This window comes from Thermococcus sp. 21S7, assembly GCF_012027615.1.
Taxonomy (GTDB): Archaea; Methanobacteriota_B; Thermococci; order Thermococcales; family Thermococcaceae; genus Thermococcus.
This window is the reverse complement of sequence record NZ_SNUT01000002.1, coordinates 371,236-386,583: the sequence shown is the minus strand read 5'-3', so window position 1 is coordinate 386,583 and position 15,348 is coordinate 371,236. Positions and strand designations below refer to the sequence as shown.

Annotated in this window: 15 protein-coding genes; 2 read left to right on the top strand and 13 right to left on the bottom strand. The window is 55.7% G+C overall.

Annotated elements, in window-relative coordinates; translation table 11 throughout:
- Positions 1-4 precede the first annotated feature (4 nt).
- Genes E3E51_RS05435 through E3E51_RS05415 form a run of 5 tightly spaced genes read right to left on the bottom strand, consistent with a single transcriptional unit; the run spans position 5 to position 4,674 of the window.
- Positions 5-709 carry an ABC transporter permease gene (locus E3E51_RS05435; RefSeq protein WP_167912056.1) on the bottom strand — a complete coding sequence of 235 codons (705 nt, stop codon included), beginning with the start codon at positions 707-709 and terminating at the stop codon, positions 5-7.
- Complete coding sequence (locus E3E51_RS05430; RefSeq protein WP_167912055.1) at positions 706-1,404, bottom strand: ABC transporter permease; 699 nt, start codon at positions 1,402-1,404, stop codon at positions 706-708. The genes E3E51_RS05435 and E3E51_RS05430 overlap by 4 nt, the downstream gene beginning before the upstream one ends.
- A complete protein-coding gene (locus tag E3E51_RS05425; protein WP_167912054.1) occupies positions 1,401-2,252 on the bottom strand; it encodes an ABC transporter ATP-binding protein in 852 nt (283 codons plus the stop codon). The genes E3E51_RS05430 and E3E51_RS05425 overlap by 4 nt, the downstream gene beginning before the upstream one ends.
- A gap of 60 nt (positions 2,253-2,312) precedes the next feature.
- A complete protein-coding gene (locus tag E3E51_RS05420; RefSeq protein ID WP_167912053.1) occupies positions 2,313-2,963 on the bottom strand; it encodes a helix-turn-helix domain-containing protein in 651 nt (216 codons plus the stop codon).
- 52 nt (positions 2,964-3,015) lie between these two features.
- Positions 3,016-4,674 carry a DUF4932 domain-containing protein gene (locus E3E51_RS05415; protein ID WP_240924266.1) on the bottom strand — a complete coding sequence of 553 codons (1,659 nt, stop codon included), beginning with the start codon at positions 4,672-4,674 and terminating at the stop codon, positions 3,016-3,018.
- A gap of 137 nt (positions 4,675-4,811) precedes the next feature.
- Here E3E51_RS05415 and E3E51_RS05410 point away from each other — a divergent pair, with 137 nt between their 5' ends.
- Positions 4,812-5,402, top strand: coding sequence for a SagB/ThcOx family dehydrogenase (locus tag E3E51_RS05410; protein ID WP_167912180.1), 591 nt, complete (start codon positions 4,812-4,814; stop codon positions 5,400-5,402).
- Here the strand turns inward: E3E51_RS05410 and E3E51_RS05405 are convergent, their stop codons facing one another.
- Positions 5,403-5,708: a thioredoxin family protein gene (locus tag E3E51_RS05405; protein ID WP_167912051.1), complete on the bottom strand. Its 306-nt coding sequence runs from the start codon at positions 5,706-5,708 to the stop codon at positions 5,403-5,405. It abuts the gene before it with no gap.
- Positions 5,709-5,738: 30 nt separating this feature from the next.
- The gene (locus E3E51_RS05400) at positions 5,739-8,138 is read right to left on the bottom strand and encodes a heavy metal translocating P-type ATPase (RefSeq protein WP_167912050.1); all 2,400 of its coding nucleotides are present in this window, start codon (positions 8,136-8,138) and stop codon (positions 5,739-5,741) included.
- A gap of 117 nt (positions 8,139-8,255) precedes the next feature.
- Here E3E51_RS05400 and E3E51_RS05395 point away from each other — a divergent pair, with 117 nt between their 5' ends.
- A complete protein-coding gene (locus tag E3E51_RS05395) occupies positions 8,256-8,852 on the top strand; it encodes a TRASH domain-containing protein (protein WP_167912179.1) in 597 nt (198 codons plus the stop codon).
- Between the two features lie 4 nt (positions 8,853-8,856).
- Here the strand turns inward: E3E51_RS05395 and E3E51_RS05390 are convergent, their stop codons facing one another.
- The 6 genes from E3E51_RS05390 to E3E51_RS05365 all read right to left on the bottom strand — a co-directional run bounded on the left by E3E51_RS05390 (position 8,857) and on the right by E3E51_RS05365 (position 15,319).
- Positions 8,857-9,177, bottom strand: a complete 321-nt coding sequence (locus tag E3E51_RS05390) for a hypothetical protein (protein WP_167912049.1) — start codon at positions 9,175-9,177, stop codon at positions 8,857-8,859.
- Between the two features lie 144 nt (positions 9,178-9,321).
- The gene (locus E3E51_RS05385; protein WP_167912048.1) at positions 9,322-9,615 is read right to left on the bottom strand and encodes an SHOCT domain-containing protein; all 294 of its coding nucleotides are present in this window, start codon (positions 9,613-9,615) and stop codon (positions 9,322-9,324) included.
- A gap of 107 nt (positions 9,616-9,722) precedes the next feature.
- Positions 9,723-11,771: a heavy metal translocating P-type ATPase gene (locus E3E51_RS05380; RefSeq protein ID WP_346765945.1), complete on the bottom strand. Its 2,049-nt coding sequence runs from the start codon at positions 11,769-11,771 to the stop codon at positions 9,723-9,725.
- Between the two features lie 141 nt (positions 11,772-11,912).
- Positions 11,913-12,623, bottom strand: coding sequence for a methyltransferase domain-containing protein (locus E3E51_RS05375; protein ID WP_167912047.1), 711 nt, complete (start codon positions 12,621-12,623; stop codon positions 11,913-11,915).
- Positions 12,624-12,881: 258 nt separating this feature from the next.
- Entirely contained in the window at positions 12,882-14,963 is a 2,082-nt protein-coding gene (locus E3E51_RS05370) for a heavy metal translocating P-type ATPase (protein WP_167912177.1), read from the bottom strand.
- Positions 14,963-15,319, bottom strand: a complete 357-nt coding sequence (locus tag E3E51_RS05365) for a metalloregulator ArsR/SmtB family transcription factor (RefSeq protein ID WP_167912046.1) — start codon at positions 15,317-15,319, stop codon at positions 14,963-14,965. The genes E3E51_RS05370 and E3E51_RS05365 overlap by 1 nt, the downstream gene beginning before the upstream one ends.
- Positions 15,320-15,348 lie beyond the last annotated feature (29 nt).

Below are 15,348 nucleotides of genomic sequence, written 5' to 3'. Positions count from 1 at the left end.
AATATCAAAGCACCCTTCTCCTGAAGAGCACCACCAGCGGAACGAGCCAAACCAGATGCACGACCACAGCGGCCGGAAAGTCGCCGTAATCGTTGACTGCTATGGCCTCGAAGACCCTGTACGTCCAGTACGTCGGCAGGAAGGCGGTAAGCCTGCTCCAGTCCGTTGGGAGGTTCCTCCAGAGGACGACGAGCTTTATCGCCACCGGCAGAATCAGGAACCAGCCGATAACCTTGGATGCCGTAAGTGCCTGCATTCTCGATTCGGCGAAGACGGTAATGAGCAGTCCATAAATCCAGACCTCCAGCAGGAAGAGAACGGCCAGAGCCAGAACTCCCCTCCGGGGAATCTCCAAGCCAAGGATGCCCGGCGCTATTACCGTGAAGAGCATCGTCACCAGCGAAGCCCAAGTAAGGCGGTAAACCAGAAACGCCTCGCTGGAAATCGGTATGACCTGCAGAGCCTGAATCGTCTTCTCCTCCTTCTCGTCGGCCATCATGAAGCCTGGAATCATGCCGAATATCATCGGGATGAATATCAGGACGAAGAGGGCAACGGCATAGTAAAGCTCCCCCATGCGGTCTTTGAAGTAGCGGACGACGAAGAGCAGGATTAGCGTCATGGCAGCACTGTAGAGGAGCATCGGGTCCCTGCGGAGTAGCTTGAGGTCCGTCTTGTAAATGGCGGCAAATTTTCTTACAAAGCTCATCTCAACCCCTCCACAGCATATCTGTAAAAGCGAACTTTGGCGAAGTAATACGCCAGAACCCCCCATATCACCAGCCCCAACGCCGACCGGAGCAGGGCTCCCGCCGAAACACTCTCGAAGGGGGCGCTGAAGAAGTAGATGGATGGATAACTGGGGACGGCGTAGAGAACCTTCCATATCCCACCCGTCAGATAGCCGTGGTAGTGGGCGAAGGGAAGAAGGGATACCACCATGACCCCTAGCAGGGGGACGAAGTAATCATCCAGGTCGCGGTATTTGGCTGAAATCGCGATCCCCAGGAGGGTATAAACGGTCGAAACCAGCAACGTGCCTGCCAGAACGTAGGGCAGCCCGTCAAGGGAGCGGGTGCCGATGAGGAATATAATGGCCCCCGCGAGGAGGGAAACCAGCGCCATGAGGAGCGTTTTGGCAAGGATGTAGGCCCTCCAGTCGAGAGGAGTAACGGCCAGAGCACCTATTGTCCCGTCCTTCTTCTCCGCGAAGATGATCGTGCCGACGAAGGTGCCAACCAAACCCGGTTCCAGGAGAAGGAATATTGGAACCACCACTGAACGATACTCCTCGGGAAACGCCATGACCATGAGGCCGTAGGCCAAAGCCACCAGCAGGTATATCGGGTAGACGTAGCCCCTCGTTCCGACCTTTAAGTCGAGCCGTACCAGTTCGCCTATCATACTAGCCTCCTCCCTGTCACCTTGAGGAATATCTCCTCCAGAGTCGGTTCCTCGGTGTTTATCCTCACGACCTCGTAGTTTCTTAGAATGTCGAGGAACTCCTCGTTCCGGCCTATTCCTTCGAGCGGGAACTCGGCGGCCCTCACATCGCCGCTGGCCACGTACTCGACTTTTATGACCCGCTTACCCATCCTCACCTTCAGCTCGCCCGGGTTTCCGACGAGGACTATTTTTCCGTCCACAATGAAGGCAACCCTGTCGCAGAGCTCGTCGGCGACGTACATGTTGTGGGTGGTTAAGAAGACGGTCTTCCCGCTTTCACGCATCTCAAGGAGCAGGTCCTTTATCCTCCTCGCGCTCGCCGGGTCGAGGCCTTCGAGGGGCTCGTCAAGGAAGAGGATTTCCGGATCCGGGAGCAGAGCCCTCGCCAGATCGAGCTTCTTCTTCATTCCCTTGGAAAAGCCGGAGACGAGCTTATGGGCATCGCTTTCAAGCCCGACAACCTTGAGGACTTCTAGAGGATCAAGGTGCTTTCTGTAAAAGCTCGCAAAGAACTCAAGGTTTTCCAGGGCGGTGAGCTTTGAATAGACTGCCGGAAACTCGAAGGAAACACCGATTTTGTTGTAATAATCCTTCCCCCATTCCCTGAGGTCTTTTCCTAGGATTTTTACGGCTCCTTCATAGTCCCTCAGGATTTTCACCAGGATTTTAACGGTTGTCGTCTTTCCTGCCCCGTTCGGTCCGAGAAAGCCGTAGATCTCGCCCTTCTCCACGGAGAAGCTCAGTCCATCAACGCCCCTGACTTCGCCGTAGTACTTCCTAACGTTCTCAACCTCTATGACGGGCATGGTTTCACCTGCTAAAGATAGGCGTTTGGGATAGTTATAGGTAACCCCGCACATGTGCGGTTATTTGAGGGTTTCATCGAGGAGCCTCTTCAGTCCCTTCCTCAGGTGCTCCTTCACGGTCGAGGGGCTGAGGTTCAGCATCTCCGCCAGCTCCCGCAAAGTGACCTTCCGGGGCTCGTCGAAGTAGCCGCTCTTGTAGGCGAGGAGAAGAACTTCCGCCTGCCTCTTCGTGAGCTTTGAAATGGGGCTCTTCTCCGGTTCGGCATCCTCAACGCTGATTACCCTCGCGCCGTAGGTTTCCCGGAAGGTCCTCACGACCTCTCCTACGAGTCCCTCCTCGCAGAGAACAGAGAGAACGCTCTCGCCCCCGACAAAGGTTCCGCTCTCAAAAACAACCAGCCCTTTCTTCTGGAGTTCAAAAAGCCTTTCCGCCTGCTCCTTCTGGGGTTCGAAGGAGGCCCGCAGGTATATGAGGTAGTGCTCGTTGCGAGGGAATGCCTTGACGTCCTTCGTTTGCGGAAGCGATTTCAGCCGCTCAAGTATCTCCCCGGGGTTTACGCCATCTTTGAACTTGACCTCCACCAGCTTAACGACGTCGGTGCCTATGGTGAAGTACGTGTCCCCGTAGGCCCATTCCATCGCTTCGATGAGCCACTCAAAGCTCCCAGAAAGTTCTTTGGTGTAGGGTATTGCAATCTTCAGGCGCTTCATGACAAAGACTTGACCTCGAACCTTATGGGAATTTCGGAAAAATGAAATGGAATCAGCCGCTCTCAAGCAGGTTGTCGAAGGAGTCCCTGATGCTGTACGTTAAGTGCCGGTAGGCGTGTATTCTGTTCAGCGCCCGTTCATCGGTGCCGACGACGATGAACACCAGTGCCCCGGGGTTCCAGGGATTCTCGATGACCTCCAAAACCCGCAGCGACCCGGAATAAGTTTTCCCGCTTTCTCTGCTGTAGACCGTCGTGCCGTTGATGAGGACGGGGGCCTTTTTCTGAAGCTCCTGGAGGAGTGTGCTGTTTGATAACAGTATCAAGGCGAGGTTCCCCTCCCTGTCCTGAGCGGTTAAGTCCGATACGGGCTTCAGCTCCGCGTCGATGCCTGCCCTTTTGAACGAGCTGTACACGAACCGGGCAAGCGTCTCGGCGGAGCGACTTCCCCCGTAGGCCACAACGGCACCGCCGGTCTTCGCGGCCTTTAAGAAATCGTCTACCGTCGGATTGATAACAACGTTCTTTCCTCCGTCTGTTTCATTGTAAACCCTCTCAATGACCCTGGCGAGTTCAGGCATGAAGTCGTCGAAGGTTCTGTACCTGTCCCTGTGGGCCGCATAATACCCATAGGCCCGATAAACATCGTCTACGAAGTAGAAGACCTTGTTGCGGCTCAGGGACAGCATGGCCATATCCGGGTTGCCCGTGGCGTTGAGGTAGTAGGCCTCGAAAGCCCTCACAAGAGTCTCGTAGAGCATAATCCTGAAGTTGGGGTACGCCATCTCCTTCAGCTTCTCCGCGACTGGATTGAAGAGCGCCTCGTAGGGCTTAAACAGCTCATAGTGCCTGTCGACCGCGGGATTGACGAAGCTGTGGGCGAACTCGTGGGCCAGGAAAGTTGAGCCGCCGGCGGTTGCGTAGAGGTGTGGCACCCCACCGTCGACTTTCCCGAAGCCCAGGAACGCGTAAACCGTAACGTTCTCCCCGTTCTCCGTATGGTACCCAAAGCCGTGGCAGCAGAAGAGGGGCATCGGCACGACGCGCCACGACGATGCGTTCTTCCCGAAGAAATTCTCCTCGAACCCAACCAGATCGACCAGTCCAGGGTTGTCCTTTGCGAACTCCTCAAGCGTCCGGTTGTAGAACTCCCCGTGCTCGCGGTAGAACCTCCAGAAATTCGTCTTCTCCGCGAACTCAGCAACAGCCTCTGCGAACTCATCAAGCTTTTCCGTGTCCAGGTCGGGCCGTAGCTCCAGCATATCATCCCAGGGGGCAGCCTTTGAGAAGTTCGTCAGACTCAGGTGAATGGCGAACTCCGGAATCGCGTCGTATTCGATGCCCTCTCTTATCATCTCGGGCACCATTTTGACGGCCTTCATGTCCCTGTAGGGGCCGAAGTACTCGTCCACGTCGCGCAGGTATCCGTAATTCCTCGAATCTGCGCCCACCCGTGTGGGGTCGACGTTTTCTCTGTACCACTCCGGGTTCGAGAGCCTGTAGATTATTGTCACCAGCTCTATCCGGGGGTCTATCTCCACGTAGATGCGGTCCGAAAGCGAGATTGAGGCCGGCACGAGTTCGTGTTCCTGCACAGCGGTGGTCGTTGGGCTCTTCGTTTCGCCCGTTTGGACCTTTTCGTCCGCAGTCCCCACGCATCCGCTCGCCAGCACCACGAGGAATATCAGAACGACGGATGCGAGCTTTTTCATCCAGCTCACCGTACCATTGACCAGTGGGATAGTATTTAAACATTTCCTAAAGTACATCGCAATTATTCCCGGCGTCTGTTGTTCTGATACCAAAAGGCTAATGTATGAAAAACACATCATGGGTTGTGGTGGCGAATATGAAAATTGACCTGCCTGTCCCCAAGCGCGAGGGGAGGATGAGCCTGGAAGAGGCAATAGACAGGAGAAAGAGCATAAGGAGGTATAAGGACGAGCCCTTAACCCTGGAAAAGGTTTCTCAAGTCCTGTGGGCGGCCTATGGAACCAACAGATGGGGGAAGAGAACCTCACCGAGCGCCGGGGCATGCTATCCCTTCGAGGTTTACATCGTGGCCGAGAACGTTGAGGGCCTCTCCCCGGGAATCTACCGCTACGACGGAAAGGCCCACGCGCTGGAAAGGGTGGGGGAGGGGCACTTTGGAAAGGCCCTCGCCGAGGCATGCCTGAACCAGCGGTGCGTCGCCACGGCTCCCGTCAACATCGTCATCGTCGCCCACTACGAGAGAACCACAAGGCGGTACGGCGAGAGGGGAATAAGGTACGTCCACATCGACGCCGGCCACATGGGTCAGAACATTTACCTGCAGGCAACGGCCCTCGGCATCGGCACCGTTGCGGTTGGGGCATTCAGGGACGAGGAGGTAAAAAAGGTGCTGGAAGTGCCGGGCGAACCGCTCTATGTCTTTCCGCTGGGTGTTCCGGAGGGGTAGTCAGAGCCTTCTGAGGTTTTCGAACCTTATGAGAACCTCCTCCTTTCTCCTTATGAGGTTCTGCCTTTCGACCTCTTTTCCGTCCTTGAGATAAACCAGCGTCGGGACGTTGAGGACGTCAAAGCGGTTCACGAGGTCGTTCCATTCCTCGGCGTTGATGTGAACGACCTTTATCTCCGGGAACTCCCTGCTGAGCTCCTCCATGAAGTTCTCAACTATCCTGCACGGGGGACAGCCCGGGATGGAAAACCACAGGACGGTTTTTCCAGACTCAAACTCAAACTTTCCGTCGTATTCGACTATCACATTCGCACCTCCTGGAAATAAAAATGGTGGTCAGATTCTGGCCCTCTTCAGCAGGAGCGAGTTTGTGACGACGCTCACGCTGCTTATGCTCATTGCCCCAGCGGCCCACTCTGGCTGGAACTCCACACCGAAGAGCACGAAGGCCAGTCCAGCCGCGAAGGGTATCAGCATCGTGTTGTAGAACATCGCCCAGAAGATGTTCTGCTTTATCTTCGCCAGCGTCTTCTGGCTCAGCTTTATCGCCCTGACCACGTCCCGCGGGTCGTTCCTTATGAGGACAACGTCGCCGCTCTCCATCGCTATGTCCGTCGCGTTGCCAACGGCTACACCTATGTCCGCCTGTGCCAGTGCCGGGGCGTCGTTTATGCCATCTCCGACAAAGATTACTATCTCACCGTTCTCCTGGAGTTTTTTGACCTCGCTCGCTTTATCTCCCGGCAGAACTTCCGCGAGGACGTAATCTACCTTGAGCTGCCTTGCTATGGCATTGGCCGTTCTCCCGTTGTCGCCGGTGATAATGCCGACCTTCTTCCCCATTCTGTGGAGCTCCCCGATGGCCTCCGCTGCCCCTTCCTTTATCGTGTCGGCTATGGCTATCACTCCGGCTATCCTGCCGTCTACGGCGGCGATTACGGCGGTCTTCGCCTCGTCTTCAAGCTCCTGGAGCGTCTCCTCAAGGCTCCCCACCGAATAGCCGTTCTCCGTCATGAGCTTCCTGTTGCCCGCTAGAATCTCCCTCCCCCCAACGACGGCTCTGACACCTTTACCGGTTATGGCCTCGAACTCCTCCGGCTCCTCAAGCTCAAGACCCATCTCCTGGGCCTTCCTCACGATGGCATCTCCAAGCGGGTGCTCGGAGCGCTTCTCGGCTGAGGCAACGAGCCTCAGCAGTTCCTTCTCGTCCATTCCGAAGGTTATTACGTCCGTCACCTCGGGCTTACCCTTTGTGAGAGTTCCCGTCTTGTCGAAGAGCACAACCGTCGCCTTTCTCGCTATCTCCAGCACTTCACCGTTCTTGATGAGTATTCCCATCTCCGCGCCCTTTCCCATTCCCACGGTCAGGGCGGTGGGAGTTGCGAGGCCGAAGGCGCAGGGACAGGCTATCACCAGAACGCTGAGAAGGGTCGTAAAGGCGAAGAGCAAAGGCTCCCCTGCCACAAAGTACCAGTAGGCGAAGGACAGGAGCGCTATCGTTAGGACGGCGGGTATGAAGTAGGTAACTATCGTGTCCGCCAGCTTCTGTATCGGCGGCTTCGTGTTCTGGGCCTCCTCAACGAGCCTTATAATCTGTGCTAAAACGGTGTCCCTTCCGACGCGCTTTGCCTCTATTCTGAGCACTGAGTTCTTGTTTATGGTACCGCCGATAACCTCATCCCCGGATTTCTTGAGGTTGGGGACGGGTTCGCCGGTTATCATGGACTCGTCCACGTAGCTCTCGCCATCGAGCACAATCCCATCCACGGGAATCCTCTCTCCGGGCTTAACTATGACGACGTCCCCAGCTTTAACGTCGCTTATCGGCACCTCAATCTCCGTTCCACCCCTTACAACGGTAGCCTTCTTCGCCTGGAGCCCCATGAGCTTCTTGATGGCCTCGCTGGTCCTCCCCTTGGCCCTTGTTTCAAGGTACCTACCGAGGAGCAGGAACGCCATCAGCAGAACGCTGGCCTCGTAGAAGTTGAAGTCTTCGGGAATGATTCCCACCGTCGCGAGGACGCTCGCCAGATATGCCGAGCCTATGCCGAGGGAGTACATGACCTCCATGCTGAGGGCCCCGTGCCTGAGGGAACCCCAGGCCTTGCCGAATATCCCCCTACCAGCGTAGACTATCGCAACGGTGGCCAGAATGAACTGAACGGACATGAGGTAGGGAACCTCGACGCCGAAGCGCCCAACCTGCATCGCGGCGAAAAGGGCTGTTCCGATACTCCACGCAACGGCGAGCTTTCTCTTCATGTCGCGGAGGTGCTTCTCCCGGATTTCCCTCTCCAGATCGTGGGTCTCCTCTCCCTCGACTCCTATGAACCTGTAGCCGACCCCCTCGATGGTCTCCCTGATGTCTTCGAGGGTCACTAGATTGGGATCGTAGCTCACCCTCGCAGTCTCGGTGCCGAGGTTTACGCTCGCCTCCAAAACCCCGGGGAGGTTTTCCAGCGCCTCTTCTATGGTCCTGACGCACATCGCGCACGTCATTCCCTCTATCTTAACCACCGCATCCCTCCTTTCTCTAACGACCTCATAGCCCAGCTCCTCGATGGTGGCTATGATCCTGTTAAGCCCGACCTCGGACTCGTCGAATTTAACGTGGACGCTTTCCGAATTCAGGTTTGCAGTCGCCTCCTTCACCCCGGGAAGGTCCATCAGGGCGGTCTCTATGGTTTTAACGCACATTGCGCACGTCATGCCGTTGACCTTGAGCACAAGCTCCATTTTTACTCACCTGTTACTTACTATACGGGCCAGCTTATGGGCATTATTTTTTACAATTTGAAAAGCTCGACCAGAGAATTTTTATACTTTGGAGGCCAAACTGGGGTGGTGAAAGAAATGAGGCTTGATGAACTGGATTTGAAGCTTATATACCTCCTCATGGACAATTCACGCCTGAGCATCTCGGAGCTTGCAGAAAGGCTTGGCGTCAGCAGGCCGACGGTCAAGTCGCGGCTGGAGAAGCTTGAGAGGGAGGGTGTTATCCAGGGATACACCATAAAGCTCAACCCCGAGTTCATGAGGGCCCACAACGTCGTTGCCCTCATAGTCAAAACCGACGAGCCCGAGGGGATAAAGGCGTTCGAGGAGATAATCGAGATAAACCGCTTCACGAGCAGGAAGTACCTGATAAAGATAGCCGTCGAGAGTATGGAGGAACTCCAGAAAGTTATAGAGGGTGCCGGCTTTGAGGTCATAGAGATAATGCCCATTCTTGAAAGCGTCGAGCGCACCAGCCCACCCAAGGTCAAGGTGCCGTTCAAGTGCGACTACTGCGGCAAAGAGATAGTTGGGGAGCCGATAGTCTATAAGTACCACAATAGGGTTTACTTCCTCTGCTGCCCAACGTGCCTTAGGGAGTTCAAGAAGACCCGGGAAAATATAGAGAAGTTCCGACTAAAAGAGGATCTGAAGGGAGAAAAGGGAGAAAGCTGAGGGCTCACTCGTCCTCCTCAATCCCCATGAGCCTCTCGCAGTACTCGTGCCTCTCCTCCCAGCCAGCGCCCATGTACTTGGCCATGTAGCCCTCCATGACCTGCCCCATCTCCTCGTGCATCTGGGTGAAGTTGTCCCCCACCATGTGCTCCTCCATCTCCGCGTACATGTCTCCGTCCGCGTAGCCATGGGCCATCCTTCCGGGACCAAAGCCCCAGTGGGGGCCTCCCGTCCAAGTTGTCTTGAATACTCCTGTGGCCATTCCGAGTGGGAGAGCCATGAGCGCTCCTATGAGGAGTCCTGCAAGCAGGGACTTCCACTCCATTCCGCATCACCTCTCGGTTTTGTCTCCATGTATTCATTTGTCCGAAGGGATATAGGGCTTATTGTTGGCATTCTGGAAACCCACCCGCCGGAAATTTTCAAAAAAGAAACCTTGGCCGGGCGGAAGGATTAAACATTGAAGACATCATTGCCCGAGCAGGGTTCTCCTTCTCCTCTCATACTCCTCGTCGTCTATCTCGCCCCGCGCGTACGTCTCATCGAGTATCTCCAGAGCGCTCTTCTTTGACGTGCCGTTTGAGCTCTGCTCAACCAGCCATTTAATGAACCAGACTATTCCGACTATTATCAGCACCCAGAACAGGAGCATGAAGACTGCCCCGAACCAGCCAAACCAGCCGAATCCCATCATGTCGTGCCACCCCCATTCTCCTTCTCCAACGTGGGTCAGGAACTCTCCTCCTAAACTTTCAAACATCATTTTGATCTCCTCGAATACTACTCAGTGGTAAAGACTATAGGGCTTATTATTGGCAAAAGAGAAAGGGGTAGTGCCAAATCTTGACAAAAGATAAAGTAAAGAGGCGGTCAAACCTTCAGGAACCTCGCGTTTATGGCCACTATCACCGTGCTCATGCTCATCAGCAGGGCACCGAGGGCGGGGCTGAGAAGGATTCCGTAGCTGTAGAGCACGCCCGCCGCTAGGGGGATGGCGAAGGTGTTGTATCCGGTCGCCCAGGCGAGATTCTGCACCATCTTCCTGTAGGTTGCCTTGGCCAGGTGTATCCCCGTTATGACGTCCCTCGGGTCGTTCTTGACGAGGATTATGTCGGCACTCTCTATCGCCACGTCCGTTCCTGCTCCAATGGCTATTCCAACATCGGCCTGAATCAAAGCCGGGGCGTCGTTTATGCCGTCGCCGACCATTGCCACGACATAGTTCTCCTGGAGCTCCTTGACCTTCTCCGACTTCTGGTGCGGCAGAACCTCGGCGAAGAAGCCGTCGAGGCCGAGCTCCTCAGCCACCCACTTTGCAACCTTGGCGTTGTCGCCGGTGAGCATGTAGGCCTTTATGCCCATCTCATGGAGCTTTTCAACGGCCTCCCTCGATTCGGGCCTTATCTTGTCCGCCAGCGCCAGAGCACCAACGAGCTTTCCATCGATGACCAAAAATACAACGGTCTTGCCCTGCTCCAGGACCTTATTGACGCGCTCGTCCTCCTTCCACAGGCCGTTTTCCTTCAGGAAGCCGGGGCTCACAACGAGGACTTCTTTGCCGTTGATAACTCCCTGGACACCCTTGCCCGGAAGAACCTTAGACTCACTGACCTCATAGGACTCAAGGCCGAGCTCCTTGGCCTTCTCGACTATTCCCTGGGCTATCGGGTGGCTTGAACGGGACTCTAGGGCGGCAGCGTATTTCAGGATCTCCTCCTCGCCGAGCTCGTCCAGCGCTATTACGTCGGTTACTTCGAACTTGCCTCCGGTCAGCGTTCCGGTCTTATCGAAGACGACCACCCCCACATCCTTGGCCCTCTCAAAGGCCTCCCTGTTTCTGATGAGGATTCCCTTCTTGGCCGAGATTGAGGTCGAGACCGAAACGACCAGCGGAACTGCCAATCCCAGGGCGTGGGGACACGTGATGACCATGACGGTCACCATTCTCTCCAGGGCGAAGACGAAGGGCTTGCCGAGGTAGAGCCACGTCCCCAGGGTTATCGTTCCGGCGGTTATGGCTATGAGCGTGAGGTAGAAGGCAGCCCTGTTAGCTAAGTCCTGCGTCCTTGAGCGGGTCTCCTGCGCCTGTCTGACGAGTTCGACGACCTGCATCAGGTAGGTGTCCTTTCCTGTCTTCTCTATCCTGACCTTTATCGCACCCTCAAGGTTTATGGAGCCGCCGATAACGGTATCCCCGGGCTTCTTGTAGACGGGCTTTGACTCACCCGTCAGCATGGCCTCGTTTACACTCGTTTCCCCCTCGACTATGACCCCGTCGGAGGGTATCTTCTCGCCCGGTTTGACAAGAACCACGTCGCCCTTCTTCAGCTCGCTGACCTGGACGTCCTTTATTCCCTCTGGCGTTACGAGGTGGGCCTCTGTGGGCATGAGCTTTATCAGCTCCTCAAGCGCCCTTGAAGCACCGAGGACGGAGCGCATCTCGATGTAGTGACCTATGAGCATGATGTCGATAAGCGTCGCCAGCTCCCAGTAGAAGGTCTTACCCGGCAGGCCAAAGGTCACCGCAACGCTGTAGAAGAAGGCAACCGTTATTGCCAGCGCTATCAGCGTCATCATTCCCGGCAGCTTTTTCTTCAGCTCGTCTCTCATGCCCTTCAGGAAGGGCCAGCCGCCGTAGAAGTACACCACCGCGGAAAGTCCGAAGAGAACGTAGTGATCACCGGGAAAAGTCAGCTCAAACCCGAAGAAGTTCTGTATCAGAGGGGACAGAATCAGGATTGGAATCGTCAGTATCAGGGAAACGATGAACCTCTTCTTGTAGTCCTCCATCATCATCTCGTGGTGCTTTGCGTGGGAACCTCCTTCGTGTTGGTGCTTCTCGCGCTTCATGCTTTCGTGACCTGCGTGTTCCTTCCCGTTCATCTCATGACCATCGCGCCAACCGGTTTCTTTCTTCACCGCATTCACCCATTCTTAGTATCGAATTAAAACTCTAATAGGCTTGTCGTTGTCAGAATGTAAAGCAAACATCCGAGCGAGTTTAGAAACTGCAGCCCCTTGAGGTCAACAACTGCTCCTGAGAAGGGCCCAAAGCGGTGTCTATGTGGCCAGCACCACCTGAACATCGGCATCAAACCGGGGTTTCTTCCTCCGGGGCTTCAATGCGATGACAATTTCAAGGGGGAGCCCGAAAATCCTCCCCTTCTCCTCGTGCACCACCACAAAACCCGCGTTCCTCACGGTATCAGAAAGATAAATCGGCCGGCAGTCCAGGCACCTGGGAAACCTCTCGTGGAGCCATTCATAGACCCTCACCGCCAGCCCTTCACCCTTCGACATGCTGACCACACCGAGCCTTCCGCCGGGCTTCAGAACCCGCTCAACCTCGGCCAGGACCTTCGGAATTTGGGGCGTATCAAAGAGCTCAAGGGTAAAGCTCATGAAGACGGCATCGAACTTTTCATCCTCATAGGGCAGGTCTGCTGCATCCCCGAGGTGCAGTTCGACTCTATCCAGCAGACCAGCTTTTTGGAGTCTTCTTTTGCTGACCTCTAACATCCCGGAAGAAATGTCAATGCCGTAAACCTTCCCCTCTTCACCAACAAGCTCGGCCATCTTCACCAGAGCATGACCGGTTCCAAAGCCGATCTCCAGAACTGTTTCCCCTTCCATGATATTGAGGAGCTCCAGCGCCCTATCTCTGTATTTTCCCTCCGGAAAAGCAAACAGATCGTAGAATCCGCTGATTCTGTCGTAAAGTCTCCTTGCTTCCTCCTGGGTTCGGCACACCCGCGATACTTCTGAATCCATGGGGCTCCCCGGTGAAAGTTTATTCCAAAGAATTATTTATGGGTTGTTCCCCCTTCTCGGAAATCCCAAGTGACTCGATCATCGAAGACGCGCCCGAGGCACAGTCCAGGTCGGACGTTGGACGGGCAACCGATGATGAACGCTACTGGAGGCAGAAGTGCGAGGAGCAAGTGCCCGACGTCTTTCCGTTCCATGATCATTCCAGTTCGCGGGCAACGGGGCAAAATGTAAAAGGACGCCGAGAGTGTAGCAGCGCCTTCACCTCAGAATCCTCATCGCGTTGAAGACCGCTATCAGGGCGACGCCCACGTCGGCAAAGACCGCCTCCCACATGGTCGCCTCCCCGAGGATTCCGAGGCTTATGAAGGCCAACTTAACTCCCAGGGCGAATACTATGTTCTGCCACACTATCCTCTGGGTCTTCCTCGCTATCCTGATTCCCAGCGGCACCTTTGAGGGCCTATCGTCCATTATGACGACGTCGGCCGTCTCTATTGCTGCGTCGCTTCCGAGCGCTCCCATTGCAACACCAACATCGGCCCTCGCCAGCACCGGCGCGTCGTTTATGCCGTCTCCCACGAAGACGACCTTTCCCGTGGTTTCTGCTTCAAGCTCCTCTATGACTTTCACCTTGTCCTCAGGCAGCAGCTCCGCGTAGAACCCGTCGAGGCCAAGCTGTCCCGCTATCTCTTCGGCAACGTCCCTGCCGTCACCGGTTACCATAACAACCTTCTGAACCCCGAGGCGCTTGAGCTCCTTCACAGCGAGCGGGGCGTCGTCCTTTATCTCGTCGGAGATTATTATGTAGCCCGCATATTTTCCGTTGATGACCACGTGGGCAACCGTCCCCTTGACCCTGCACGTGTCGTGCTCGACCTTGAACCGGTGGAGCAGTCTGTCGTTTCCGACCATGACCTCAACGCCGTCAATCCTCGCCCTGACGCCGTGGCCGGCTATCTCCTCGTACTCAACTATCTCGGCCTCGTTGATTTCTCCGCCGTAAGCCTCGCGTATGGCCTTTGCTATCGGGTGGTTCGAGTGGGCCTCCGCCAAAGCCGCGAACCTTATTATCTCATCCTCGCTGAATCCGTTCCGGGTTTCCACCTTTGTGACCTTAAAGACGCCCTTTGTCAGCGTGCCGGTCTTGTCGAAGGCGACGATGCTTGCGTCCCTGAGTGCATCGAGGTAGTTGGAGCCCTTGACGAGTATTCCATCTCTCGCTGCCCTTCCGATGCCGCCGAAGTAGCCGAGCGGGATTGAGAGGACGAGCGCACAGGGGCACGAGATTACGAGCAGAACCAGCGCCCTGTAAACCCACGTTGAAAACGGATCCCCCGTAATCAGCGGCGGAAGAGTGGCCACGAGAACCGCGAGCCCGACGACGGCGGGAGTGTAGTAGCGGGCGAAGCGCGTTATGAACTTCTCGGTCCTGGCCTTTCTGGCGCCCGCGTTTTCGACGAGTTCCAGAATTCTCGATATCGTTGACTCGCTAAGCTCCTTTGTCACTCGAACCTTGAGGAGGCCGGAGAGGTTGACCATGCCGGATAGGATTTCCTCCCCTTCCCTCACCGTCCTGGGAACGCTCTCACCCGTCAGGGCGGACGTGTCTACGGTGGATTCACCCTCTATAATGACGCCATCGACGGGAACCTTCTCGCCAGGCTTTACAAGGATCGCATCGCCGACCTTCAGCTCCTCCGGCTTCACCCTGACTACCTCTCCGTTCCGGAGCAGGTTAGCGTACTCCGCCTTGAGGGCCAGAAGGGCCTTTATGGAGCGCCGTGACCTGTCCACAGCAAGGTCCTGGAAGAACTCGCCGACGACGTAGAACAGCATGACGGCAACTCCTTCTGGATATTCCCTGATGGCGAAGGCTCCAAGCGTAGCCACAGCAATGAGAAAGTTCTCGTCGAAGACGTTGCCGTGTATGGAGTTGACGACGGCGCTCCTCAGCACCTTCCAGCCAACGAGGAGGTAGCTCGCAACGAAGACCCCGAAGACGAAGGTGTTGTCCATGCCGTAGTAATAGCGGAGTACCACTCCGATGCCAAAGAGCATGAGCGACGGGATTATGAAGTAGAGAGCCTTTTTGGGGTCCTCTTCACCGTGCTCGTGGTGGTGCCCGTGACCGTGGTCGTGCTCGTCCGCTTCTGTGACTTCAACGTCCGGTTCGACCCTCTTGATTATCTCCTTGGCCTTCTCAACGTCGCCCTCTATAACCGCCTCCTTGGTGGCGAAGTTGACCAGCGCGAACTCAAAGCCCTCCTTTTTGAGGGCCTCCTCTATCTCGTAGGCACAGCTCGCGCAGTCGAGACCCTCAAGTTTGAGCTTCTTTGCCATCATCTTGCCTCCGAAAGGTGTTCGAGAGCGGTCTTCAATATCCTCATGATGTGTTCGTCGTCGAGACGGTAGAAGACGTTCTTGCCGTCTTTGCGGTAGGTCACGATTTTCCGATCCTTAAGAATGCGGAGCTGGTGGGAGATTGCCGAAACGGAGAGTTTGGTTATCGCCGAGAGGTCGCAGGTGCAGAGCTCTCCGGCTTCCATGAGCGCGAGCAGGATTTTAAGCCTGGTAGGATTTCCAAGGGCATCGAAGAAGTCGGCCGCTTCGAGTATGCCCTCCTCCTCGGGCAGCTTTGCCTGGGCTTCCAGGATTTTATCCAGATGTTCCTCATACACCTTACACACTTCCGTCATCACGAATCACCTCTACATTTGAGCAGTTG